This window comes from Zavarzinia aquatilis, assembly GCF_003173035.1.
GTDB classification, from domain to species: Bacteria; Pseudomonadota; Alphaproteobacteria; order Zavarziniales; family Zavarziniaceae; genus Zavarzinia; species Zavarzinia aquatilis.
Map to the genome: position 1 here is coordinate 538,612 of NZ_QGLE01000002.1, position 24,431 is coordinate 563,042.

General features: G+C 64.2%; 17 protein-coding genes. 3 read left to right on the forward strand and 14 right to left on the reverse strand.

Annotation, left to right across the window (positions count from 1 at the left end; translation table 11 throughout):
• Nucleotides 1–23 precede the first annotated feature (23 nt).
• On the reverse strand, nucleotides 24–1,076 hold the full coding sequence (locus DKG74_RS05990; protein WP_109903629.1) for an aromatic ring-hydroxylating oxygenase subunit alpha: 1,053 nt from the start codon (nucleotides 1,074–1,076) through the stop codon (nucleotides 24–26).
• Nucleotides 1,077–1,453: 377 nt separating this feature from the next.
• Here DKG74_RS05990 and DKG74_RS06000 point away from each other — a divergent pair, with 377 nt between their 5' ends.
• On the forward strand, nucleotides 1,454–2,293 hold the full coding sequence (locus tag DKG74_RS06000; protein WP_109903633.1) for a helix-turn-helix domain-containing protein: 840 nt from the start codon (nucleotides 1,454–1,456) through the stop codon (nucleotides 2,291–2,293).
• Nucleotides 2,294–2,572: 279 nt separating this feature from the next.
• Here the strand turns inward: DKG74_RS06000 and DKG74_RS06005 are convergent, their stop codons facing one another.
• The 9 genes from DKG74_RS06005 to DKG74_RS06050 all read right to left on the reverse strand — a co-directional run bounded on the left by DKG74_RS06005 (nucleotide 2,573) and on the right by DKG74_RS06050 (nucleotide 16,861).
• Complete coding sequence (locus DKG74_RS06005; protein ID WP_109903635.1) at nucleotides 2,573–3,853, reverse strand: HlyD family type I secretion periplasmic adaptor subunit; 1,281 nt, start codon at nucleotides 3,851–3,853, stop codon at nucleotides 2,573–2,575.
• Nucleotides 3,850–5,565 (reverse strand): type I secretion system permease/ATPase, encoded by a 1,716-nt coding sequence (locus DKG74_RS06010; protein WP_109903637.1) that lies wholly within the window; start codon nucleotides 5,563–5,565, stop codon nucleotides 3,850–3,852. Before DKG74_RS06010 ends, DKG74_RS06005 begins: the two co-directional genes overlap by 4 nt.
• An 18-nt stretch (nucleotides 5,566–5,583) precedes the next feature.
• Nucleotides 5,584–10,458, reverse strand: a complete 4,875-nt coding sequence (locus DKG74_RS06015; RefSeq protein ID WP_133251511.1) for a calcium-binding protein — start codon at nucleotides 10,456–10,458, stop codon at nucleotides 5,584–5,586.
• Between the two features lie 196 nt (nucleotides 10,459–10,654).
• Complete coding sequence (locus DKG74_RS06020; RefSeq protein ID WP_109903641.1) at nucleotides 10,655–11,302, reverse strand: imm11 family protein; 648 nt, start codon at nucleotides 11,300–11,302, stop codon at nucleotides 10,655–10,657.
• A 578-nt stretch (nucleotides 11,303–11,880) separates the two neighbouring features.
• Nucleotides 11,881–12,531, reverse strand: a complete 651-nt coding sequence (locus DKG74_RS06030) for an imm11 family protein (RefSeq protein ID WP_109903645.1) — start codon at nucleotides 12,529–12,531, stop codon at nucleotides 11,881–11,883.
• 795 nt (nucleotides 12,532–13,326) lie between these two features.
• The gene (locus tag DKG74_RS06035) at nucleotides 13,327–13,734 is read right to left on the reverse strand and encodes a putative quinol monooxygenase (protein WP_207779253.1); all 408 of its coding nucleotides are present in this window, start codon (nucleotides 13,732–13,734) and stop codon (nucleotides 13,327–13,329) included.
• A 2-nt stretch (nucleotides 13,735–13,736) separates the two neighbouring features.
• On the reverse strand, nucleotides 13,737–14,861 hold the full coding sequence (locus DKG74_RS06040) for an acyl-CoA dehydrogenase family protein (protein WP_109903649.1): 1,125 nt from the start codon (nucleotides 14,859–14,861) through the stop codon (nucleotides 13,737–13,739).
• A gap of 14 nt (nucleotides 14,862–14,875) precedes the next feature.
• Nucleotides 14,876–16,081: an acyl-CoA dehydrogenase family protein gene (locus tag DKG74_RS06045; protein ID WP_109903651.1), complete on the reverse strand. Its 1,206-nt coding sequence runs from the start codon at nucleotides 16,079–16,081 to the stop codon at nucleotides 14,876–14,878.
• A 9-nt stretch (nucleotides 16,082–16,090) separates the two neighbouring features.
• Nucleotides 16,091–16,861 carry an enoyl-CoA hydratase/isomerase family protein gene (locus tag DKG74_RS06050; RefSeq protein ID WP_207779254.1) on the reverse strand — a complete coding sequence of 257 codons (771 nt, stop codon included), beginning with the start codon at nucleotides 16,859–16,861 and terminating at the stop codon, nucleotides 16,091–16,093.
• Nucleotides 16,862–17,246: 385 nt separating this feature from the next.
• Here DKG74_RS06050 and DKG74_RS06055 point away from each other — a divergent pair, with 385 nt between their 5' ends.
• Nucleotides 17,247–17,687, forward strand: coding sequence for a biotin transporter BioY (locus DKG74_RS06055; protein WP_279340858.1), 441 nt, complete (start codon nucleotides 17,247–17,249; stop codon nucleotides 17,685–17,687).
• A 51-nt stretch (nucleotides 17,688–17,738) separates the two neighbouring features.
• Here DKG74_RS06055 and DKG74_RS06060 read toward each other — a convergent pair whose 3' ends face one another.
• Complete coding sequence (locus DKG74_RS06060; RefSeq protein ID WP_243404033.1) at nucleotides 17,739–18,689, reverse strand: SDR family NAD(P)-dependent oxidoreductase; 951 nt, start codon at nucleotides 18,687–18,689, stop codon at nucleotides 17,739–17,741.
• On the opposite strand from DKG74_RS06060, the gene DKG74_RS06065 reads away from it, so the two are divergent.
• Entirely contained in the window at nucleotides 18,664–19,296 is a 633-nt protein-coding gene (locus tag DKG74_RS06065; RefSeq protein ID WP_165837551.1) for a TetR/AcrR family transcriptional regulator, read from the forward strand. The genes DKG74_RS06060 and DKG74_RS06065 overlap by 26 nt on opposite strands.
• Nucleotides 19,297–19,312: 16 nt before the next feature.
• Here the strand turns inward: DKG74_RS06065 and DKG74_RS06070 are convergent, their stop codons facing one another.
• The 3 genes from DKG74_RS06070 to DKG74_RS06080 form a co-directional block, all read right to left on the reverse strand.
• Nucleotides 19,313–20,956 (reverse strand): acyl-CoA synthetase, encoded by a 1,644-nt coding sequence (locus tag DKG74_RS06070; RefSeq protein ID WP_109903661.1) that lies wholly within the window; start codon nucleotides 20,954–20,956, stop codon nucleotides 19,313–19,315.
• A gap of 38 nt (nucleotides 20,957–20,994) precedes the next feature.
• The gene (locus DKG74_RS06075; RefSeq protein ID WP_109903663.1) at nucleotides 20,995–22,800 is read right to left on the reverse strand and encodes a flavin-containing monooxygenase; all 1,806 of its coding nucleotides are present in this window, start codon (nucleotides 22,798–22,800) and stop codon (nucleotides 20,995–20,997) included.
• A 491-nt stretch (nucleotides 22,801–23,291) separates the two neighbouring features.
• Nucleotides 23,292–24,320, reverse strand: a complete 1,029-nt coding sequence (locus DKG74_RS06080; protein ID WP_109903665.1) for an AraC family transcriptional regulator — start codon at nucleotides 24,318–24,320, stop codon at nucleotides 23,292–23,294.
• Nucleotides 24,321–24,431: the final 111 nt, after the last annotated feature.

Below are 24,431 nucleotides of genomic sequence, written 5' to 3' on the forward strand. Positions count from 1 at the left end.
AAGGATCGGTCCGTGGACGAGCTTTAAGCCGCCATGGGAGCCCCCAGGCCGAAGCGCTCGATCAGGCCGCGGCGATACTCCAGCGATACCCGGTCCGCCGGGATGTGTATTTCAGCACTCAGGTCGAGCGGCAGATCTTCGGGCCGCTGCTCTTCGACCATGGGCCGGTCCTCTTCGTTGACGAGGGCCTGGTCTTTCACCCAGAAGTCGCGATCCGGCATACCGGCGGTATCGCTCAGAACCTGAAAGATGCGGGAGACGTGGGCCGACTCGGGACATACGACATCACCAATGAAATAGCGGGCCGCGGACCCCTCGGGTTCCATGATCAGCAGCGTCGCGAAGGGATACGTCAGCTCGTAGGTGTATCGGACCTCGCGTTCGGCGCCCTCGAATCCGTCCTGATACCGGTTGGCGCCCTCGACATAGTCAACGACGAAGCGAAGTCCGAAATCGGTGCGTTCGACCTCGTGCCGCGGAATGGCCACCGCCTTGTCACCGCCGAAGGTGCCGGCATGGACCCAGGGGAAATGGGCGAGATCGTTGAAATTCTCGACATGGCGGGAAGCCGCCGCCTTCCAGACGTCGTTGGGCAGAAAAATCGGGCGCGCGGCGCCTCCGACGGCGGCGTCCCAATTCGGCATCGGATGACGAGGTTCATCGGCCAGGCAAACCCAGACCATGCCGTATTTCTCGACCGCCTGGCAGCTTTGCAGACGCAGCTTGTCGGGCACCCGGTAAGGTTTCGGCATGGACGGAATTTCGGTGCAGCGGCCGTCAGCGGCGAAATGCAGGCCATGCATCGGACAGACAAGGTGGCACCCTTCGACCCAACCGGCAGAAAGGCGCGTACCGCGATGAGGGCACAGGTCGCGAGCAACGCCGATGCCCTCCTCTGTCCGGTAGACGACCAGATCGACATCGAGCAATCGAGCGCGTGCCGGTTTGCTTGTAACTTCGCTCGAAAAAATGACCGGGTGCCAAAACGACGACAGGATATGCCAATCGCCTTCTGCGAAAGTGCACTGGCGCGGCAGCGGAGAGGCGCATTTTTGGGCGTCTCGAGGGCCGAACATGTCGATTTTTCCTTCGCTATCCGTCTGGTGACATGACTAGGGTCGAGCAGCGCAGCCGAATTCACAATGACCCGCTCAATTGAGAATTTGTCTAAAACTACGATTCAAATGCCGACCCACTTCGTGCAAATTTAGCCGGTTCGGGCACGAGTCCCGGTTGACGGAAAACCAAGACAAAAGGAGATCGAGGTCCATGGAGGAGCGGATCATGGCCGTCCTGAATGAGCAGCAGGCGGGCATTTCGCCTACCGATTGCACCATTGGCGCTGAGACGCCGCCCCGTTCGTCCGTCGCCACAGGTACGACTCCGCCCACCTTGGCCAGACGCATCCACCTCGGGCAGATGACGAGCGAGGCAGCGCAGATGGATCGAGTGAATGTCCATCATTGAGCTGATCGAAACAGGCCGCGGCCTGACTTTCGGAACGCGGAGCTACCTCAACGGCGGTGTTTACGGTGCCCTGCCGCCCGGTTTCATGACCCTTCTCGTCGTGCATCGCGGGGCGGCCAGCGTTACCTACGACGGCCGGCAACTCGTCCTTGTCGGCGGCGAATGTGGCATCATCGTCAACGAACAGCTCGCTCACTTCACCTACCAAAAACATCTGCGCACCGAAGTCAGCTGGTGTGAGGCGCGGCTTGGCGCGAGGAAGCAGGATGAGGCAGTTTCCGGCAGAGGGGTGGCGCCGAAGCTCCCGATCTCCGACAGGATCAAGTCCATTCTGGACATGGGACTTGAGACCGGTCTCGAATCCTCGACAACGCGCAACGAGCTGCGTGACTCTCTCGGCCGCGCCATCTTCGCCGCCTATCAGTTCGAAAGTTCGCAAAGCGAGTCGGCGCAAAACACGTCACGCGGATTGCTGCGGGTGCGGACCTTCATCGACGAGCACTTCTCGGAGGACATAACCCTGCTGAAGCTCGCGGACGTCGCGGCCATGACCCCCAATCATCTCGTCTCGGCCTTTGGCCGCAAATTCGGCACGACGCCGATACGCTATCTCTGGAAACAGCGGGCGGCCCACGCCGTGCGATTGCTTGTACACACCGCGATGACGGGCTCCGAAATCGCCTATGCTTGCGGCTACAAGAGCCCCTATCACTTCTCGCGCAGCATCCGCCTCTCCTACGGCAGTACCCCGACCGAAATTCGCAAGCAGAAAGGCTTCATCGCCCCCAGCGATATTCGCGAGAACGTTCAAAACGTGCTGTTCTGACCACCTCCACCGATTTTCGTCCGGGTCGCCCAACCCGCCCCGCGGCCTCCCGCCGTGCCGGAAATGTGGCCGTGTCGATCGGTCGACCTTGGCCACGGCCTTTCCGCATGGCCTGCCCCCTGAGAGGACTTCGCGGGTGGAGCAGAATCCGACCGTGCGGGAAGGATTTTGAGATGAAGCGGAAGCCGCTCGGCGGCAAGGCCGATCATCTCGCGCAGGAAATCAGTATCGCGGCTGTTCTCCCCCAGGCCCGATTAATCTCGGTCGGAGGTGGGGGGGTCAATCCTCGGTGAAGGTTCGGGCGATCTGATCCTGCAGGGGTCTGACGAGGAAGCTGAGCACGGTGCGGGGCCCGGTCTCGACGAAGACTTCGGCCGGCATACCCGGCCGCAGTTCGGTGGCGACGGTGTTGGGCAGATCGGCCCGCTCGACACCGATCCGCGTCAGATAATGAGTGAGGCCGGTCTGCGGATCAGTGACCGCATCGGGCGAGACGGTGAAGACACGGCCGGAGATTTCCGGCGTGCGGCGCTGGTCGAAGGCGGTCAGGCGGATGCGTGCGACCATGCCCGGCTTGACCTGGTCGATGCCAGTCGGATCGACCCGGGCTTCGACGATCAGGCGGTCGTGCTCCGGTACCACCTGCATCAGGGTCTCGCCAGCGCCGACCACGCCGCCGGGGGTATGCACGGTCGATTCATGCACGATGCCGCTGGCCGGCGCCAGGATGTCGATACGGTGCAATTGGTCCTCAGCCGCAACCCGGCGCTCCGCCAGTTCGGCCAGCCGGGTTTCGACGTCGCTCAATTCCGCCAGCACGTCGCGTGTGCGCAGGGTATCGACCTGAAGGATCTGGAGTTCGATTTCGGCGATGCGCTGGTGGGTCTGAGCCACGGTCGAGCGTAACTGACCGCGTTCACCTTCGATGCGGGCCTCCTCGCGTTCCAGCGCCTTCAGCCGCGACAGGGGCACCAGGGCCTTGTCGCGCAATTCGCGGACGCCCTGCAATTCATCAGCGATCAGGGCCAGTTCCCGGCCCTTGGCGGCAATCTGGAGTTCCTGCCCCTCGACATTGCGTCCCGCCTGGGCGATCTGTTCGCGCAATTGCGCGATCTCGCCGTCGCGGGTCTTGCGGAGCGCCTGAAGGATGCGGGCTTCCGCCGTCCAGGCCTCCAGGGCCGGACCTGGGGCCGCCGGCCGGTCGGCTGGAACCGGCAGTTGGTCGCGTTCCGCGATCAAGCGGATCCGGCGAAAGGCAAGGGCTGTCGCCTGGCTTTCGATGATGCCGAGGCTGGCACGGGGCTGGGTCGCATCCATGCGCGCCAGCAGGTCGCCGGCCTCGACCCGGTCGCCGTCGCGGGCGTGGATTTCACCGATGATGCCGCCTTCGAGATGCTGGACCCGCTTCACCTCGGATTCGACCACGATGCGCCCGGGCGCGACCACGGCGCCGGCGATTTCGGCGAGGGCGCTCCAGGCCAGGAAGCCGCCAAAGATGCCGACGACGAGCGTGACGCCGACGAGCGCGTGAAGGCGCAGGCCAATGTCGTCGCCGGTCATGCGAAGCCGCCCGCAGGCACGGGCCCCGCGGCCCGGCCCGGCGCCAGCACCCGCCGCAGGACCTCGTCCTTGGGACCGAAGGCGGCGACGGCGCCATCGACCAGCATCAGGGCCTTGTCGGCATGGGTGAGGGCCGATGGGCGGTGGGTGACGATGATGGTGATCGCGCCAGAAGCCTTGGCGCCTGCAATGCCCCGGGACAGGGCCGCCTCGCCTTCGCCGTCGAGATTGGCGTTCGGCTCGTCCAGCAGCAGCAGGAAAGGACGGCGGAACAGGGCCCGGGCCAGGGCGATGCGCTGGCGTTGACCGGCCGAGAGTGCCATGCCGCCCTCGCCGATCTGCGTCTCGTAGCCATCGGCGAAGCCGCGCACCAATTGGTCGACGCCGGCCGCCCGGGCCGCCGCCAGTATATCTTCCGTCGTCGCCTGCGGGTCGAAGCGGGCGATGTTTTCAGCGATGGTGCCAGCGAAAAGGCCGACGGATTGCGGCAGAAAGCCGATGAAGCGGCCTGCCGCCGATGGCGACCATTGGCGCAATTCCGAACCATCGAGGCGGATGGAGCCCCGCAGCGGCGGCGACAGTCCGGCCAGGGTCCGCAGCAGGGTCGATTTGCCGGCACCGCTCGGCCCGATGATGCCGAGCACATCGCCAGCCTCAAGCTGAAAGGCGACGTCCTTGAGGACGAGACGGTGCCCGCCCGGCACGGCGACGGCAAGGCCGTTCACGGATAGTGCCCGCGCCGGTGCCGGCAGGTCGACCGAGACATGGGGTTCCGGGTGGGCGGCGAGCAGGGTCTCGATGCGGCGCCAGGCCTGTCGGGCGGCGATGAAGCCGCGCCAATGGCCGATCGCCAGTTCGACCGGCGCCAGTGCCCGTCCCAGCATGATTGAGGACGCAATGATGACGCCGCCCGTGGCATCGCCCCGGATCACCAGATAGGCGCCGAGCGCCAGCATCAGGGATTGCAGCAGCAGCCGGAAACTCTTGGACAACGTACCGAACAGAGCCGCGCCGTCGCCCCCCGTCAGATGGGCGGCGGCGGCCGAGGCCGTCGCCTGCCGCCAGCGTTCGCGCAGCGGTGCCTGCATACCGAGGGCGATCGCGGCATCGGCATTCAGGGCGGCGGCATCGCCGATGTCCTGGGCGGCGGCGGCCAATTGGTTGGTTGCGGCCTGCGGCCCCCGCCCCAGCCGGTCGGTCAGCACCGTCAACAGGGTGAGCACCAGAATGCCGAGCAGCCCGAGGGCGCCGAGCCAGGGATGCAGCACGAACAGCAGTCCGGCATAGAGCGGCATCCAGGGCAGGTCGAACAGGGCCCCCGGCCCCCCGCCCGCGAGAAACGCACGAATCTGTTCGAGATCGCGGAGCGGTCGGCCACCCCGCCCCCGCCCCACGGTCACGGTTTGGCGCAGGTCGGCATCGAACAGGGGCGGGCCCAGTGCCGCCGCCAGCAGGCCGGCGATGCGTGCGAACATGCGCGTTCGCACCAGATCAATGAGCCCCTGCACCAAATAGAGGAAGACGACGATCACGATCAACGCGACCAGGGTCTCCAGGCTGTGACTGGCGAGGACCCGATCATAGACCTGCAGCATGAACAAAGGGCCGGTCAGCATCAGCAGATTGATCGCCCCGCTGAGCAACGCGATCAGGCCGAGCCAAGGACGGCAGCCGCGAAGGGCCGCCGCCGTCGGTCGATCGGGATCCGCCATCACCACGCCCACGCCGCGTCAAAAGATGTGGAAATGGTCCTGGCCGACGGCGGCCAGACCCTTGTCCTTCATCGCGCTTGCGCCGAGCCAGCCGAAGAGCCCCGGCACGTCGCTGGTCACCACCTCGCCGACATCCGCCAGCAGGCCGCCGACGGCCGAGCCGGCGGCACCAGCCAGGGCGCCGATATCGCCAGTCAGGGCGGGGGCAAGACCGTCGACCAGGATGTCGCTCACAATCGGCAGGACATTGCCGGCCAGAAGGTCGGTCGCGACATCGGTCACGCCGACGATCGCGGCGGATACCGGCGGCAGCACAAAGTCGAAGATGTCGTCGGCGACAGCTTCCGGCAATTCCGCATCCATGGTCAGGGCCGGGGCCACGTCATGGGCCAGTATGTCGCCGACCACAGGCAGGGTCGTCGCGACGAAATCGGCGGTCGCCGGCAGGGCGTCGGCCAATATCCGCGCGATCGCCGGCGCAAGATGACCCCCCGTACCGTCCGCGATCGCGCCTAACCCCGCAAAAATATCGGCTCTGAGCGTGTCGAACCAGGCACCGGCGTCATCCTGCGCCGCCCCGGTCAGGATCGGCGAGACACCGTCGCGCAGCAGGGCGCCAATGGTCGGCAGGACATCGTCGACCAGCACCTCGGTCACCGGACCGACCAGCGTGTCGACGGCACCGGTCAAGGTCGGCACGGCGAAGGTCAGGGCTTCGCTCAGCAGGATGTCGAGGTTCTCGAAATCGCCGGTAAGGGCGGGGACCAGGCCGTCGACGATGAACTTCTGGTTGATCGCTGGAACCACGTCGTTCAGCAGGAAGTCGCTCAACACTGGCAACAGGATTGAAAGGACGTCGCCCGTCGCCGGCAGCAGCAGATCGGCGATTCCATCGACCACCAGCCCGGCGGCGCTCAGGGACGCGGCCAAGGCGGGACCAAGGGCGGCGAAATCGCCGGTCAGCAGGGGCACCACGCCTTCGCCGACCAGGGCTACGAGGAAGGGGCTCAGGTCCTCGACCACGAATTCCGTCAGCACCGGCACCAGGAGTTCCACCACCTCCAGCACGGCGGGCGCGACCTTCTCGTTCATCGTGCCGATCGACTGGGCGAAGTTGGCGACGATCAGATTCAGCGCGGTCAAAATGTCGAGATCGCCATTTTCGAGCCAGACCTCGAAGGACGTCGGCGACCATTCGGTGCCATCGTCGAAACGGATCACCTCGATCCCGCCATAGCTGCCGCCAGCAAGGCCGCCCTTCAGGGTGATCACGGCGCCGTCGCCGGCCCCTTCGTGGCTCGCCGCGATGGTGATCAGGATATCGGTGCCGTCGGCGGTGAAGCGGACCGCCGACGTTGCCACCCCGCGCAACTCGAGGACGTCGGCCTTGTCGGCCTCGCCCGTCTCCGCGATCGTATCGTCGCCGTCACCCCTCATGTAACGATAGATGTCGTCGCCGGTACCGCCGCGCAGCAGGTCGGCGCCGGCCCGCCCTTCGATCAGGTCACCGATCCCGCTGCCGTCGAGCGTATCGTCGTGGCGGGTACCCCTATGAGTGACGATCGTCCCGTCGCTCGCTTCGGCCCGATTCAGCAGATTGGCCCGACTCCAGACCCGCCCATCGTCGAACACGATGCGCTCAATGCCGCCGTCCGGATCGAACTGGTCGGTCAGGTAGATGCGGTCGCCCGGGCTGTCGCTGAACAGCAGGATCATCCTGTCCGCATGTTCGATCACGCGGACCCGTGCGGGCAGGATGTGGGCGAGGATCAGGGTATCGATGTCAGATGATGACCCGCCATCCGCGATCTGGTCGACGCCATCGCCCTTGGCGAAGTAATATGTATCACTCCCTCGGCCGCCGACGATGCCATCATCGCCCAGTCCACCGGCGATTTCGTCGTCTGTTCCAAAGCCCCGGATCGTATCGTCGCCACCGGTCGATGTCCGGTCGAGCAACTCCCGGCGCAGGTCTGCCTTGCTCCAGACCACGTCGTCGTCGAAGGCGATGCGATCGACCCCATAACCGTAGTCCCAGTCGAGCGACAGGCTGAGAAAGATGGAGCCTGCATCATTCGCTTCCGTCGACGAAGCCGGTATTTGGAGCGTTACATTATCGCCGTCTTCGCGCGACAAGGATATCTGATGGGAGGTGACGCCCTGAAGCACCAGTGTATCGGCGCCATTGGAATAGGACGAATCCGAAACCGTGTCGTGGCCGTCGCCCCTTGTATAGAGATAGATATCGTCGCCGGCACCGCCCTGCAACTCGTCGTCACCGGCGCCGCCCGCCATGACGTCCTTGCCGGAAGTCCCAGTGAGATGGTCATTCCCCGGCGTACCCGCCGTCACCGGGACACCCTGATATACCGCCTCGAAGACGTCGGTGACGGCTTGCGAAACGCCGTAATCGCCCATGATCCGGATCGCGACCTGGGCCAGGGCTTCATCGGACCTGGCCGCGAAATCGGTCTGCAGCATGGCGGCGATGGCGGCGATATCGGTAATGTCGTCGATGCCGAGGCTGGCAGGGCCGTAATCCTCGTCCGCGTAATAGGGGGTGGCGCCATCGATCACGATGTGGCGGATCACCGCCTCGAAATCGCCGAACAGGGAATCCGTGGCGTGGTCGTAAACCAGCCACATGAAGGCCGTCGCCGGTGGCTCGAAGCTGCCGGTCTCGCCGTCCTCGACCCAGAGCTGATAGGCGGCGACATTGACCTGCGCCATGAAGCGGGCGGTCATCGAGCCGACGATGGCGGCATAATAGGATTCGAGGGCATTGCCCGCGTTCCAGCGCGGATCGCTGGCGCCGCCATAGGCGACGAAGGGAACGCCGTGGACTTTCTCAAGGAAGGCCAGGTGGCGGCCGTCGACATAGGGGCCCCGGCCATCGCTCGGTACATCCTCGACCCCGGCCCAGCGCAGCAGGAATTGCTCCACCGTGTCGGCCATCACCTGATAGTCGCCGTCATGGGCATTGCGGACGAAGGCTTCGACGTCGGCGCGCAGCGATTCATCCGCCGCCATGGCCGTCTGGAAACTCGACAGGTCGCCATAGCCGACCAGATTGGGCAGCACCGCGACGTCGGCGGGGGGCGGCGTCTCGTCCTCGTCCGGGTCGATGGCATTGGTCTGGTCGTTCTCGAACCAGACATCGTAGATGGCGCCAGAGCCGCCCGCTCCCTGATAGGTGCCCTCATGGCTGATCCAGTTGCCGCCGACCCAGCGATCGACGAAGGCGGCGCCGAGGTCGATCGAGGTCACGCCCGCGCTCGCCAGGGACGTCAGTTCGCCGGCGTCGGTAACACCGTCGCCATCCTGGTCGCGCCACAGCACAAGATCGGCGAAGATCGCGTCCTTAGCGTCGATCACGCCGTCGGCATTCCCGTCGTGGACCGCCAGCGCGGCGAAACCGTCCTCGTCCTGGCCGCCGAAGAGTTCGGAGAGATCGTCGATCTTTCCGTCGCCGTCGACGTCATGGGCCAGGAAGGCATCGTCCGCGCCGATCCAGGCCGTCGCCTCGGCACGGCCGTCCTCGTCCAGATCGAAATGCGCCGAACTGTCGTCGAAGGCGATGAGATCGAGGCCGTCCCCATCCATGTCGAGAACCAGCGGCGAGATCACCGGGCTGTAGAAGATGTTCGCGAGACCCTGCCAGAAGGAGCCGAATTCGCCGTTCGCCATGTCGGTGAGGATCTTGTCCCCCAGTTCGGCAAGGTTGGTGATGGCATCATAGACACCATAGGCCGCCCAGAAGGCGGACATGGCCGCGGCGCCGATCGGCCCCGCGACGGCGCCCGCCAGCGCAATGCTGGAAAAAGCGAGGCCGGCGCTGAGAACCGCCGAAGCACCATAATTGATGACATTCTGGCGGAAATCGCTCCAGTCACCGGTATTGATGCCCTTTTTCAGCGAGTCATAGGAAACATTGAGGAATTCGCCGACATCGCCGATGAACCCGCCCCCCACGCCCGTCAGGATATGATTGAAGCCCGCATGGATATCGGCGCGGACCTGGGGCGAGAAATCGCCGAGATGCTGGGGCAGGTCGCCGTCATAACGCTCCATGCGCGAGATGTTCTCCACCAGGGCGTCCATCGTCCGGTCCGGATCGAGATGGTTCGGCAAGGGGGTGTCGAGCGCGTGCTGGGCGACGGCGTTCTCCAGTGCGACCCTGGTGCTGTCGTAGTCAATATGGTTCGGAAAGACGTCGCCATGCTTGCCGGCATCATAGGTCGCGGCGCGCCCGAGGGCGGCGACCTTCTGCCGGACGTCAAGCGAGTCGCGCTGCCCGTCGGCGATCAGTCCCCGGACCTCGGCGATATCTGCGGCGTATTTATTGTATTTCGCCTCGGGCAGGTCGCCCGCCGCATGGGTGGTCTCCACCAGACTCTCGATGGCGTCGAGGCGCGCCTCACTGTTGCTCCCGCTGCCGGCATCGGTCAGGGTCGCATCGAAATTGGACTGGTGGCCGCCCTGCTCGAAACTGGGAACGAAAACCTTCAACGGGTCGTTGTGACCATTGTAGTTCCCGTCCTTGAACAGGGCATAGGCCTCCTTTAGCGTCGCCGCATAATCCAACTTGCCCGAGATCGGCATCAGGTTGCCTTTGTAGGTCATGGTGCCCATCGAGACGCGGGTGGCGAACTCGTGCAGATTCCAGAGTGCGTTCTGTTTTTGTGTCTTGCCCAACGACGCGTCGTCGATGATGGCGGAAATCTGCTCACGTATGAAACCGTTGTACCCTTGATGGCTGCCCGACGGGTGCAGCCCGCCGCCGAAGCCGGCGTCGGCAAGCCTGGAATCGCCATTCAGATAGGATTGAAGTACCTGCGCGGCGGCTGCCGGATCGGTGAAAAGCGCGATCTTGTTGCCATTGGCGTCGAGCAAGATGGATTTGCTGGCACCTTCGAATATCTCCTCCAATGCCATGGCAAACGTCGGGTTGCTCAGAATTTCTCTCGGAAAAATATGGTGAATCTGAAAGGAGAAGGATGTCACCGAATTCGTTCCAGAAACCATGACCATCCTCCTCGTTCAATTCATGTGGTCGCAGCCGGATCTCAATGGGACCGCGCGGGTGTCGTCACTGCCCTTCGATCCGGCATCGAAACAGGCCGAGATATCGTGTCAATTTGGCATCGCGGAGCGCGGTCACCAGCCGATCGCTCAGGAAGAAAGCCCGCGTGAATCTTGGCTCCTCAGTCCAGAGATCGACACCTTCGAGCGCATTGGCGCTCAAGGCGATGTCGTCGTTCTTTGGGGCCAAGGAAAGCGCCCAAATGTCCTGATTGGGATAGACCTTGTTGGCCCGCGGCGAGGCGTCAGCCAGAAAGCTCGCTTTCCGTTCTCCGAAGTTGAGGCAGTAATATTCGCCCTCTACCGGTGTCTTGCGGTCGTGTTGATAGACCCTGGTGGGATAGAGCGACGTGTGCCCCAGATCGAACTGGCGAAGAACATCCGCCATCGCCGCCGACACCACCCAGTAACCAAGTGCATCGCAGAAATCGGGAAGTTTATTTATTTTCTTGAGCGAGTACTTGCCATAGAGTTCCGCCGGAAACCGTTCTGCCGGCAGGGCTTCACCGCGTTGATTGCGGGTCATCGTGTCGGCCAGCCAGCGCAGGTCATTCCAGCGCGGGTCGATCAAGTTTCCCTCGGGTGTCACATACCGGACGAGCATCGTATTCATGAACGCGCGGCTGACCCAGGCGCAGGGTTCGGTCTTCTTCATCGGGGGGCTCCTTCTCCTGGACGGCCACGGCCGGAATCGGCTGCCGGCCGGGAGAAGCCGATCGTACGGCGCACAGCCGATTCCTTGCCTTCAGGGCCATACAGGGACCGGTCGCGATGGGCAAGCCCGCACCGAAGCGGCCGGGGACAGCCGAAGTCCATACAGACGTATTCGGATGTTTCACAGGCCGAAATCTCAAGCCGGAAGTCCGCCGAAAGCGGCCCATCGCCGCTGTTCGGGGATGTGCTTTTGCGCGTCCCGCAAAAGCAATGCGCGCAGCCGCTCCCCATCGCGGATGGCCTTTCGGCCGGCACTGGCAGGCGCATACCGGATTTGACGATGGGGCTCATCGAGAAGCCATTCCGAATTGTCATAAAGCGTTTCACGGAACAGATCGGCTGCATCATTGAAATCGAAACTACCTTAGGAACTCATTCGTGGGCGCAGAGTCCCGATTCCCCCCATATCACCGACGAAATCGGAATTTTAGACCACTTTTGGTTGTTTCGCGGTTAATCGAATGGGACATGCAGCGTTATGGACCCAGACAAGGGCGGGTTCCCGACAGGCCCCTATTGTCAGATCTCAGGGATGATCCGGCATCGAAACAGGCCGAGATATCGTGTCAATTTGGCATCGCGGAGCGCGGTCACCAGCCGATCGCTCAGGAAAAAGGCCATGGTGAACCGTGGCTCCTCGATCCAGAGAGCGACGCCTTCGAGCGCGCGTGCACTCAAGGCGAGATCATCGTTCCGCGGATCCCCGGTGAGCGCCCAAATGTCCTGATTGGGATAAACCTTGTAGGCCCGCGGGGAGGCGTCAGGCAGGAAGCTCGCCTTCCGTTCTCCGAAGTTGAGGCAGTAATACTCGCCTTCCACCGGTGTCTTGCGGTCGTGTTGATAGACCCTGGTGGGATAGAGCGAGGTTCGCCCCAGATCGAACTGGCGAAGAACATCCGCCATCGCCGCCGACACCACCCAGTAACCAAGTGCATCGCAGAAATCGGGAAGTTTATTTATTTTCTTGAGCGAGTACTTGCCATAGAGTTCCGCCGGAAACCGTTCTGCCGGCAGGGCTTCACCGCGTTGATTGCGGGTCATCGTGTCGGCCAGCCAGCGCAGGTCATTCCAGCGCGGGTCGCTCAAGTTTCCCTCGGGTGTCACATACCGGACGAGCATCGTATTCATGAACGCGCGGCTGACCCAGGCGCAAGGTTCGGTCTTCTTCATCGGGGGGCTCCTTCTCCTGCACGACCAGGGCCGGAATCGGCGACCTATTGCTTGCCTTCAGGTTCCGACAGGGGCCAGCCGCGGCGGGCGGGCCCGCACCGAAGCCGCCGGGCGCAGCCGAAGTCCATATAGATGCATTGGGTCGTTTCGCGGGCCGAAATCTCGGACCGGAAGTCGCCGGTGGGGAGCCATCGAGAAGCCATTCGGAATTGTCATCAAGCGCCTGGCAGGCACCATTCGCTGGCATCGTTTGAGTTTAAACTACCTTAAGAACGCATTCCTGGGGCACGCCCCCCACTTCCCCCACATCGTCGACGAAATCGGAATTTTAGACCGCTTTTGGTTGTTTCGCGGTTAATCGAATGGGACGTACATCGTTATGGCCCCAGACAAGGGCGGGTTCCCGACAGGCCCCCATTGTCAGATCTCAGGGATGATCCGGCATCGAAACAGGCCGAGATATCGTGTCAATTTGGCATCGCGAAGCGCGGTCACCAGCCGATCGGCAACATCCCGCCAGCCGAGGCCGAACAACGCAGGCGGGACGAGCAAGAGCAGGCGGCCTTCGCCGCCTGACTCAAAACACCAAGCTCCCGACAAACCCGGCGCGGTTCGGCAGCGATCTCCGTGCGGATTACCTCTGCATCATGCCCCTTGTCGGCGGGCAGCGCTCGATACCGTCGGCCAGCATTCGGGACAGCAGGCCCGTGGCATCTGGCGCGCGACCTGAAGGTCAAGCCACCGCGCGACAGGCCCGAGCCCCTCGTGCTCCAGACTCCCTTTATTTTTTGAAGCTCAGGCCCCGACGATGCCGTCGAGGATCTCGAGATCGGGGCGCCCGGCCAGAACACTCCCCAGGGCGGGGCCAGCGGCCTTGAAATGATCACTTGCCCCATGGGCCTTGAACGCGGCCTCGTCGCTGTAGATTTCCAGCACCTTATAGGTATTGGGTTCCGCGCGGCTGCGCGTCAGCTGGTAGGTGAGGTTTCCCGGTTCATTGGCGCGAACCTTGGCGGCGAGATCGAGGAAGACGCGTTCGAACTCCGCTGTCTTCCCGTCCTGGATACGCATGGTCGCAATCAATCCAAGCATCTGCTTCTCCCCTGTCTGATTTCCCGCTTCCCGATCCGGGAAGGGTTCCGTTGGCCTCACGTCGGCATGACCATATAGGTTATCCGCCCGCAACATGCGGCGCGCCACCATTCCTATGCCTTCTGCCGCCATCCCCCGCCGACGGCGCGAGCATGATAGTCGGCATCGCCGAACATCGCGTCGATGACGAGCAGCCGCTTCAGAAGATGTCCGATCGACAGTTCATCGGTCATTCCGATGCCGCCATGGATCTGCACCGCGGCCTCACCGATGGCGACGCCTGAGCGCCCGACCAGGCCCTTCAGCACCGATAGGGCTTCCGGCCCCGCCCGTCCGGCCTCCGCCAGGGCAGCGGTATAGAACAGGCAGGCCTGTGCCTGGACATAGGCCATCTTCATGTCGGCCAGACGATGGGCGGTAACCTGAAAGGCGCCGATCGGCCGACCGAATTGTTTCCGGGTCGCGGCATAGGCGGTTGTTGCGTGCATCAAGGCCCCCATCGCCCCCACGGCCTCGGCGGCGAGCGCGATCATGCCGTCGCCGATGACGGCAGCGATCGCCTCGCCGCCATCACAAGCCAACACCGCGGACTCCGGCACCTCGACATTGTCGAAACGAACATGGGCGGCACCCCGTCCGTCGATCAGCCGCAGGGGCGTCGCGGCGACCCCGGCCGCGCGGGCACCGATGGCAAGGAGCACGAACCTGTCCGTCGCACCGCTCGACCGGGCTGAAACGATCAGCACATCCGCATCGGCGCCCCCAAGCACCAGGCGCTTTTCCCCGCTCAGGCGGAAGCCGCGGCCAACGGCTTCGGCGCGGGTCCGTATCGCCGACGCATCGGGACAGCCCTTGCCCTCGTCATGGGCAAAGGCGGCCAGCGCCTGACCCGCCAGAATGCGGCCAAGCCAGCCGGCGGCATCGCCATTCGCCCCCGCCCGGGCCAAGGCCCGGCCCGCCATCACGATGGACGAAAGATAAGGTTCGACGACCAGATGCGCGCCGAACAGTTCGGAAAGCGCGACGATATCCACGATGGACCCGCCGAGGCCTCCGCCCTCCTCGCCGATCGGCAAGGCCAGGATTCCCTGATCGCGAAAATGAGTCCAGGTTTCTCCTGAATGCGCCCCACCAGCCGAAAGCGCCGCCTGTCGCTGGCTGAAGGCATAGTGATGGGACAGGTACCGATTGATGCCGTCCCGCATCATCGCCTGCTCCGCCGTGAAATCGAAGTTCATGCCCGCCCCCTCCGTCAGGACCGCGTGAGACTGCGGGCGATCAGGTCGCGCTGGACCTCGTTTGTCCCGGCATAGATCGACGTTGCCCGGCTGTTCAGGTAATAGGGCATGGCGATCAGCTCGAAATCCGATGTCAGGGACTCGGGCCCGGATCCGATGTCGAAAGCCGCCAATTGCATGGCCAGCGCGTCGATCCCCGCCGTCCGCCTCATCAGCACCGAGATGCGCTGGGTCAACTCGGCGCTGACCGTCTTGTTGATCGACGGAAAGGCCGGGTCATCGCCGAGCGCATGACCGCTGAACGCCAGCAGCTCGAAATGCTGGAAGGCCGTGACGTCGATTTCGAGTGCCCCCAGATCGCGCTGAAACACCGGGTCGTCCACCAGCAGCCCCCCGGTGGGCCCCGGCGTCGTCGCCGCCGCATCCCGGATCATGCGCAGATAGCGACGCAGTGACGGACTGACCGCACCGCCGCCCCGCTCGTATTTCAGCAAGTGCTTCGCCACCGACCAGCCGTCGTTTTCCGCCCCGACACGCGCGGATTGCGGCACGCGGACATTGTCGAAGAAGACCTCGCATTGCTCCGGCACGCCGTCGAGGCCGACGATCGGTCTCACGGTCATGCCCGGGAAATCCATCCGATCGAGCAGGAGAAACGTGATCCCGTCCTGTTTCCTGTCCGAGCGAAGCGTGCGAACCAGCATGAACATGCGGTTGGCCTTGTGGGCCAGCGTCGTCCAGATCTTGCTGCCATTGATGATGTAGTCGTCGCCTTCGGCGACGGCGGCACATGAAAGCGCCGCCAGATCCGAACCGGCGTTCGGCTCCGAGTATCCTTGAGCCCAGTAGTCCTCACCGGAAAGAATGCCCGGCAGGTACTTCATCTTCTGTGCCTCGGTCCCGAGGTCGATGATCAGAGGGCCGACCATGCGCAGGGCATTCGGGAGCAAAGGCGGCAGATCGCGTTTCCCGTATTCCTCGGCAAAGACGTATTTCTGTTCTACGGTCCAGCCCGTTCCCCCGTGCTCAACCGGCCAGTCCGGCGCGGCCCAGCCACGCCGGAACAGCATCCCCTGCCATTCCATGACCGCCTCGAAGGGCGCGAAAATGCTGGTGGTCTTGCGCCCTGCCTCGAGGATGGCGGGCGTGGGCGCCGTATCGAGGAACGACGCCACTTCGAGGCGAAACGCCTCCAGTTCCGGAGCCGGGTCGATGTTCATCCCCGCCCCCTATCGGCCCTTGGCCGCGAAGGCCGCGATCCTCTCGGCCATATCCGGCCCCACGCCTTCCCACTCCATCACTTCCCATTGCAGACCCGCATCGAGCGGCCGGCCATCCGTCGCATCGAGAAGCCGCTTGTTGGCGGCATGGGAGAAGGGCGAATTGGCAATGATGCGCTGGACAAGAGCCGCAATCGCTTCATCGAAACCAGCGATCGGAACGACCAGTTCGGCAAGGCCAATGCGGGCGGCTTCCGCCGCGTCGATCATGTCGGCCGTGAACATCAGGCGTTTCGCCGTGGCGACCCCGACCCGGCGGGGCAACCGCTGGCTCATACCCCAGATGGGCGTCAACGCCCATTTCGCATGGGTATCGCCGAAGCGGGCGTTGTCGGCCGCCACGATGAAATCAGCCGCCAGCGCGACCTCGAGCGCCCCGGTGTAGCAATGGCCATGCACCGCCGCGATCACCGGCTTCGGCAGCTTTTCGAGGAGCCTCAGGGTCTCGCTGTGCCAACCGCGCGAAGGAACATCCTCGCCATCGGCAATATCGGCAAGATCGTGACCGGCGGAGAAACATTTGCCGGCGCCCCGGAGCACGACGCAGCGTATGGCGTCATCGCTGGCCAGGGCTTCGACATGACCACGCAACTGTCGAAAGAGATCGACCGTCAGAGCGTTCAGTTTCTCCGGGCGGTTCAGCCAGAGCACGCTCCACCCGTCGCGATCCTCGCGCCGCACCAACTCTTGCATCTCAAACTCCCCCCGGCGCGGCGACACGCGCCGGCACCCGATATTTGGCGGCTTCCCCGCTCTTTTTACTCGACGGAATCATCGTCGCCCAATTCCATACCCCATGGTATTAATATGATCAATACGATGGAATTCCTTTCTTTCCGAATTCCGGGCGGCGTGACCGCAGCCCGTTCGGCCTGATAGGAGCGCATCTCCGGCGCCCTGCCCAACAGGGACAGGGTCAAGCGAGCGGGGCCCCGCCCGATCCGCACACCGCGAAACACGAGAGGGTAATGCTGTGAGTTCATTCGCGTCTCATGCACCGACACTGATCCAACCCGGAAACAGCCTGCTTCGCAGAGGCATCGCCGCCGTCATCGGCTCCCTCGCTCTTTGGCTTTCGGCCAAGATTCAGGTGCCGTTCTTTCCGGTGCCCATGACGATGCAGACATTGGTCGTGCTCGGCCTTGCCATGGCCGCCGGTCGTCGACTGGCGCTCTCGACCTTTGGCCTCTATCTGGTCGAGGGCGCGCTGGGCCTGCCCGTTTTCGCCGACGGGGCGGGGCTCGCCTACATGGCCGGCCCGACCGGGGGATATCTGTTCGGCATGTTCGTGGCATCCGGCATTCTCGGTCACCTCGGCGAGAAGCGGTGGGACCGGTCGCCGCTGGGCACGGTGATGGCGATGGCGATCGGCACGATCGCGATCTACGCCTTCGGCCTTGCCCGGCTGGGCACATTCGTCGGCTACGATCAGGCGCTGATCGAGGCCGGCCTCCTGCCTTTCGTTCCCGGGGATATCTTCAAGATCGCACTGGCAGCCCTGTTGCTGCCCGGGGCGTGGCGTCTCTTCACGACGCTGCGGGGCTGATTTCGCCGGACCGGCCCCACCTGCGCGGGGCCGGTCCGAAGCCTGGGCTCGTCAGAGACCGCCCGCGCACTCCAGCACCTGCCCGGTTATATAATTGCTCTCCGGCAGGCAGAGCAGATAGACGGCCCCGGCCGCTTCGTCCGGCGTCCCCAGCCGTCCCAGCGCCGTCCGTGCGAGAAAACCGGCTTCCTCTTCCTCCATGAGGCCGACCTTCAGGGGCCGGCCTGCGACGCTGATGGTTTTCGGGCCGGCATCGACGCGCTGGGTCAGGCGCGTCTCGATCAGGCCGAAAGCCACGCAATTGACCGTGACGTTGAAGCGTCCCCAGGCCTGGGCCAGGCTCTTGGTCAATCCGACAAGAGCCGATTTTCCAGCGGCATAGGCCACCATGGTCGCGGCGCCATGGGTTCCGGCCACCGATGTCACGTTGACGACCTTGCGCGCGCGGACCCCGCCAAGACGGGCCATGTCGGCCTTGGCCGCCTTGCGGAAATAGTCCCCCGTGACGCGCAAAAGCCGAAACGGCGCGCCGGCGTGGATGTCGAGCATGGTTCGCCACTGCTCGTCCGTCGTGTTCTGGATCATCGAATTCCAGATGTAACCCGCATTGTTCACGACGATGTCGACCTCGCCGAACCCGTCGAGCGCGGCCGAGAGGATGCGATCCGGAAATTCCGCCTCGGTCACGTCACCCGCCACGGCCAGCCCCTGTCCGCCGGCATCGCGGATTTCCGCCAGCGTCTCCGCAAGCGGGGCTTCGTCGAGGTCATTCAGGACCACGCGGGCCCCGTCCGCCGCGACCTTGAGCGCCATGGCGCGCCCGATCCCCCTGCCGGCCCCTGTGATGATCGCGACTTTTCCATCGAGCTTGCCCAAGTGTGCCTCCCTTTGCCTTGGCCGTTCCCTAAATTTCAGTATTGGTCCATACTCACTGGTATCGTTGACGTCGAACATGCCCTTCGAGAATAGTGCCTGGATGAAGCCCGAGACCGCATCGACCAAGCCTGCACGCCGAGACCTCAAGTTCGAGATCGGCCAGATGAAGCGCGAGAGCATCCTCGCCGCCGCCGCGGAACTCTTTGCCTCGCGGGGTTATCACAATGTCTCGATGGGCGAGGTCGCGGAGGCCCTGGGGGTCACCAAACCCTTCGTCTACGCCAAGTTCCGCGACAAGAACGATCTGCTTTTCGCCATCTGCCGGCGCGGTGCCGACCTGACCGTGTCCGCCATCGAAGCCAGCAAACTGGAGCATGGCCCCCCGCTGGGACGCTTCACGTCCTTCTGCCGCGCGCTGAGCGACATCATCATCGACAATCGCACCTTCATCACGATCTACTCCCGCGAGGAAGTGAATCTGACCAAGGAACAGCGAAGCGAAATCGCCCATCTCCGCACCGAAATCGACCGTCATCTGGCCCATCTGATCTGTGAGGCCGTGAATGCCGGCGATGCCGATGCCCTGGACCCGATGACGACGGCGACAGCGATCGGTGTGATGATCTCCGCTCTCTGGTACTGGTACCGCGAAAGGGGCGAGGAGCATCGCAGCCATATCGTCGACACGCTGAGCGGTCTGGCGCTGCGCATGATCGGCGCGCGCAGCGCCTGAAGCTCCGCCGCTCGGCTCACACCTGGGCGTCACGCCCAAGCTGCTCGATCGCGAAGTCCCGGGCCAGCCTGTAATCCGCCTTGCCGTTCGGCGCCCGGAACATCCTGTCGACGAAAACGACGCGCTTCGGCGCCTTGTAAGCCGCCAGATGCGCCCGCACGTGGCCTCGGTAGAGGTCTTCCGTCCGCTCCCCCCGGTCCGCGAGTTCGATCACCGCAGTGACGGCCTGGCCCCATTTTTCATCGGGCAAGCCGACGACGAGCACATCCTCGACGTCGGGATGAAGCTTCAGGACTTCCTCCACCTCTTCCGGAAAGACCTTTTCACCGGCCGTGTTGATGCAGCCGCTGCCGCGCCCGATGAGCGTGATCGTGCCATCCGCCTCGACCGTGCAATAATCGCCGGGGATGGCATAGCGGACGCCGTCGATCACCTTGAAGACCGCGGCGGTCTTCACGGGATCCTTGTGGTAACCGGACGGGATCGGCTCGCCCCGCGCGACCAGGCCGATCTCGCCGCTGCCGGGCTCGACGGCCTTGCCATCGGTGGTAAAGACGCGAGTCTGTTCGCCGATCTGGAACCGGGCGGTGCCAACCTCGCCCGCCGCCGTCATGATCGACATGCCAAAGCCCATCGCCTCCGACGATCCGAAGGAATCGACCAGCGCGACCTTTGGCAGATGTCCGAGCAGCGCCTGCTTCACCTCGACGCTCCACATGATGCCGGACGAGATGATCGCGACCAGCGACGACAGGTCGAAGCCTGCGGCCGCGCCCTGAAGCCCGCGGAGCATGGGCTTGGCGAAAGCATCGCCGACGATGATGATCTGCTCCACCCTGCGATCGCGCACGGCACACCACAGCTCGTCGACATCGAGGTGGGGCGATGTCAACGTCACGACCGTGCCGCCGACGATCATGGCCGAAAGCGCGGTGAATAATCCCGTGCCATGCATCAGGGGGCACGCCGGCAGGCAGACCGGACCACGGCCCGTGGCCTCCACCATCGCCCGATGCTGTTCGAGATCGGCCGGGATGACGGGTGACAGCGCGGGGTTCAACAGCACCTTGCGGGCGGCATCATGGCGCCAGATCACCCCTTTGGGCAGGCCCGTGGTGCCGCCGGTGTACAACATGATCTGATCGTCGGGAGAGCGAGACAGCGACAATGGCGCCCCGTCTCCGCCGTTTGCGAGGGCCTCGTAGGGGATGGCGAAATCGGGAACATCCGCCGTGCTGCCATCCTCGACACAGAGCCACAACCGCACCCCCGGCAGATTGCCGGCGATGGCCGCGACGGCGGGTGCGAACGCGCGGCCGAAGATGACGATGGCGGCATCGGAATTGTCGAGGATGTAACGAACCTCGTCCGCCACATAGCGGTAGTTGACGTTCACATGAACGAGACGGGCCTTCAGGGCGGCCGCCACCCCTTCCATGTAGGCGGGATGATTGCGGAGGTAGAAGGCGACCCTTTCCCCCGGCTCGAAACCGCGTGACAGCCAATTCGCCGCCATGGAGTTGGTGCGGTGGCGGAACGCCCCCCAGGTGACGACCTGATCCCCATGGATCAGTGCCGGATTTTCCCCGGGGATGACCGCTTCGACCGCGTCGAAGAGATCACCATAGTTCCATTCGAAAGCCTTGTCCGGCTGCCCCATTTCTTCCTCCCTTAGCCTTTTGGCGGCTTATTCTCGTTTCACGCGCACTCGAGTCCCTTCAGGCCACCGTCTTCGCGCCAGGCTTCCAGGAGCTTCACGAAGGCGATCGGCCCCCTCCAGTACTGGCTGTTCTTCGTTTCACGCAGGTCGAATCCGCCCCCCTCGTTGTTGTAGTAGCCGGGGGTACAGTCCTGGAGATAGGCTTGCCGTCCCCGGGCGGAGCGGATGATCTCGTCCACCCAGGCCTTTTCCGCCGCGGCGCTCGGCTCGAGACGGCTGAGGTTCAAGGCCCGGGCGCGCTGGATGACATAGGCGACATGCTTCGACTGCTCGTCCAGCATGTGCTGGAAGTTGGCGCTCTGACCGGACTGTGTCGGCGAGATGATCATGAAGTTCGGAAAGCCGTGAACGAAGAAACCATGCATGGTTTCGGCGCCGTCCTGCCATTTCTCGCTCAGGGTCAGGCCGTCGCGGCCATGAATCTCGAAGCCCATGCGATGGGTGAAGTCCGTCCCGACCTCGAAACCCGTCGCGAAGATGAGGCAGTCGAGCGCGTATTCGCGGCCGGCGACGACAACGCCCTGCTCCGTCACCCGCTCGACCCCACGCCCCCGGGTATCGACGAGATGCACATTCGGGCGATTGAAGGTCTGGAGGTAACCATCATGGAAGCACGGTCGCTTGCACAGCGCGCCATACCAGGGCTTCAGGGCCTCCGCCGTCGCGGGATCGCGGACGATGGCGTCGACCCGCGCCCGGATGCGCTCCATCATCTCGATGTCGGCGATTTCCATGAGGCGGGCGGGATCCTCGACGGGCGCGCCGGTGGCGGCCCGGCGCCGGGCCGCCAGAACGATCTCGCCGATCACTTCGGTCCAGCCGTCGTTCACCAGATCAACGTCGAAATCGCCGCCCGAGATGACGGCGGTGAAATTGTCCATGCGCTGGCGTTGCCAGCCCTTGTGCAGCGACCGGGCCCATTCAGGGTCGGTCGGCCGGTCGTTTCTCGCCCCGATGGCCGAGGGGGTCCGCTGCAGGACGAAGAATTCCTTCGCCGACGCCCCGAGATGCGGCACGCATTGCACCGCCGTCGCGCCGGTTCCGATCAGGCCGACGCGCTTGTCGGCGAGACGGTCCAGCCCCCCTTCCGACGAGCCGCCAGTATATTCGTAATCCCAGCGGCTGGTGTGGAAGCTGTGGCCCTTGAACGTCTCGATCCCCGGGATGCCCGGCAGCTTGGGCAGGTGCAGCCCGCCGCCCGCCAGGATCACGAAACGCGCCCGGATCACATCCTTGCGACTGGTTTCCACATGCCATCGGCCCTCGCTCTCGCACCAGCGCATGGCCGTGACCGCGGTCTGGAACAGGGCCCGGTCATAGAGGCCGAAATGCCGGCCGACGCGCCTTGAATGCTCGAGAATTTCCGGGGCCTTGGCGTATTTCCGCACCGGCATGTAGCCGGTTTCCTCGAGCAGCGGCAGATAGACGTAACTTTCGGTATCGCAGGCTGCCCCCGGATAGCGGTTCCAGTACCAGGTGCCGCCGAAATCCCCCGCCTTTTCGACGATGAGGAAATCATCCACGCCGCCGAGCCGTAGCCGGGCACCGGACAGCAAGCCACCGAAGCCGCCACCGACGATCACCGCCTCCACCTCGCCGGTGACGGGCGCGCGGTCATGGCCCGGCTCGACATAGGGATCTTCGAGATAGCGGGCATATTGCCCGCTCATCGCCACATATTGGTCATTCCCCTCCGCCCGCAGGCGCCGGTCCCGTTCCTCCCGGTATTTGCGGCGAATGGCTTCCAGATCAACCGTTTCATTGCCTTTGTCGTCGCGGCTCATGGCGCTGCTCCCCGTCGTGGCCGCGCCGGACTGTCAGCGCGACATTGCATTGTTCTTATTCTCCATTTTCATACCCGTGAGTATTTTTTCGGTCAATAGGAACATGGCGGCGCCCCGCATTGCACCTTGCCCGCTGCTGGAAAGCGCCCGAAAAGACCCGGCGGCCTCCTGTCCGGCGATGGCACCCGGGCCCGCATCATTCGGCAGACAGCGGGTCCGCGCCCGCCAATCTCCCGATTGCATGGCGGAAATCATCGCTCGCCTGTCCGCCGCCACCCAGGTCGAAGGCGGCGTTCGGCCCGAGGTCGCCCCTCCTGCTGTCCCGCCGCGGCCCGACATATACCGGCCGGGGCAGCGATCTGGAACGCGAGCTGGTGATCCTGGGCATCACAGGCGACCTCGTGTCGTTGTGCCCGGATCAGTCTTGGTGTGACAGGGGGGAAGGTGCGAATCCGACCGGCTCGCCCTTCTTTCCCTTGCGCTTCAGATGTTCAACTTTGCCCGCAGCGCCGCCTGTAGGCACTCGGCGTTTCGCCGAAGCGGCGGCGGAAGGCGCGCGTGAAATTGGCGGCGTCGCTGTAACCGAGATCGTGGGCGATACGGGTAATGGCGAGCGGGCTCGAGCGCAGCAATCGACAGGCCCGCTCGAAAGCCTCCTCCTTCTGAAGCGTGCGGAAATCGCAGTTCTCCCGCTGCAACCGCCTGATCAGCGTCCTGGTGCTCAGGTCGAGCAGGCGCGCGAGGTCTTTGAGCGACGGCAGCGTGGCGTCCGCCTCCCGGAGCATCATGCGCACCCAGTCCGCGAAACGGCCTCGTGACCCCAGCAGGCTCATCACCGCCTCGCAGCGGGCTTCGGCCACGCGGCAGGCCGCCGCATGGGCCAGTCTGGGCTTGTGCATCATCTCCTTCGCGGCGAAGACGATCGTCATGCCGAACGCCTCGCGATCGCCGAAAGTGCAGGTTGCCCCCTGAATGCCGCGATAGCGGGCGACATGGGGAGGCGGCGGAAATCCCAGTTCGATCCTGTGGCCGGGCAGCCAGTCGTCGAAGAGGTCGCGCAGGATGCCATGAGTTCCCATCAGCACCGCTTCGATATGGATCATGAGGCTGTCGTGGCCGAGTGGGAGCACGGGATCGAATTCGATCCGGCCTTCCGTTTCGTCGCGCCGGTATCTCATCCGCAGGACCGGCGTGATCAGACTGAAGCAACGCGCCATGAGGCGAAGCGCGGCATCGACCGACGCGCTCGTCAACATCGCATAGCCGATCACGCTGTGTGAACTGATCCGCAGTTTCTGGCCGAGGTCGAAACCGATGTCCCGTCGCCCCAGCGCGCCGACCAGGCCTTCGAGAAAGCGGTCGACCTGACCGAGAGTCAGCAAACCCTCGGCATGACCCAGCAGCCGCCGGGAAATTCCGGCATCACGTAGAAGAACATCGGTATCCAGTCCCTCGCCACGCAGGATCTCGTCGAGTTGCGAGAAGTAGCGCGCCGGAAGCTGCGGCACCCCCGCGGTCATGGCCAGACGCCCCGTCCGAAGGCGGCCCTGCTGTCACCGGATGACAAGTCCGCGTCCTCAAATGACAGGCGGCGGCGCGGGCCATCATGTGACCCTGCACGGGCGTCGGCC

Excerpts from the sequence above, each read along its gene's own strand:
- DKG74_RS05990 (WP_109903629.1), bottom strand. The coding sequence starts at position 1,076 with ATGTTCGGCCCTCGAGACGCCCAAAAATGCGCCTCTCCGCTGCCGCGC.
- DKG74_RS06020 (WP_109903641.1), bottom strand. The coding sequence starts at position 11,302 with ATGAAGAAGACCGAACCCTGCGCCTGGGTCAGCCGCGCGTTCATGAAT.
- DKG74_RS06075 (WP_109903663.1), bottom strand. The coding sequence starts at position 22,800 with ATGAGCCGCGACGACAAAGGCAATGAAACGGTTGATCTGGAAGCCATT.
- DKG74_RS06035 (WP_207779253.1), bottom strand. The coding sequence starts at position 13,734 with ATGGTGGCGCGCCGCATGTTGCGGGCGGATAACCTATATGGTCATGCC.
- DKG74_RS06070 (WP_109903661.1), bottom strand. The coding sequence starts at position 20,956 with ATGGGGCAGCCGGACAAGGCTTTCGAATGGAACTATGGTGATCTCTTC.
- DKG74_RS06005 (WP_109903635.1), bottom strand. The coding sequence starts at position 3,853 with ATGACCGGCGACGACATTGGCCTGCGCCTTCACGCGCTCGTCGGCGTC.
- DKG74_RS06000 (WP_109903633.1), top strand. The coding sequence starts at position 1,454 with ATGTCCATCATTGAGCTGATCGAAACAGGCCGCGGCCTGACTTTCGGA.
- DKG74_RS06030 (WP_109903645.1), bottom strand. The coding sequence starts at position 12,531 with ATGAAGAAGACCGAACCTTGCGCCTGGGTCAGCCGCGCGTTCATGAAT.
- DKG74_RS06010 (WP_109903637.1), bottom strand. The coding sequence starts at position 5,565 with ATGGCGGATCCCGATCGACCGACGGCGGCGGCCCTTCGCGGCTGCCGT.
- DKG74_RS06065 (WP_165837551.1), top strand. The coding sequence starts at position 18,664 with ATGAAGCCCGAGACCGCATCGACCAAGCCTGCACGCCGAGACCTCAAG.
- DKG74_RS06080 (WP_109903665.1), bottom strand. The coding sequence starts at position 24,320 with ATGACCGCGGGGGTGCCGCAGCTTCCGGCGCGCTACTTCTCGCAACTC.
- DKG74_RS06040 (WP_109903649.1), bottom strand. The coding sequence starts at position 14,861 with ATGAACTTCGATTTCACGGCGGAGCAGGCGATGATGCGGGACGGCATC.
- DKG74_RS06045 (WP_109903651.1), bottom strand. The coding sequence starts at position 16,081 with ATGAACATCGACCCGGCTCCGGAACTGGAGGCGTTTCGCCTCGAAGTG.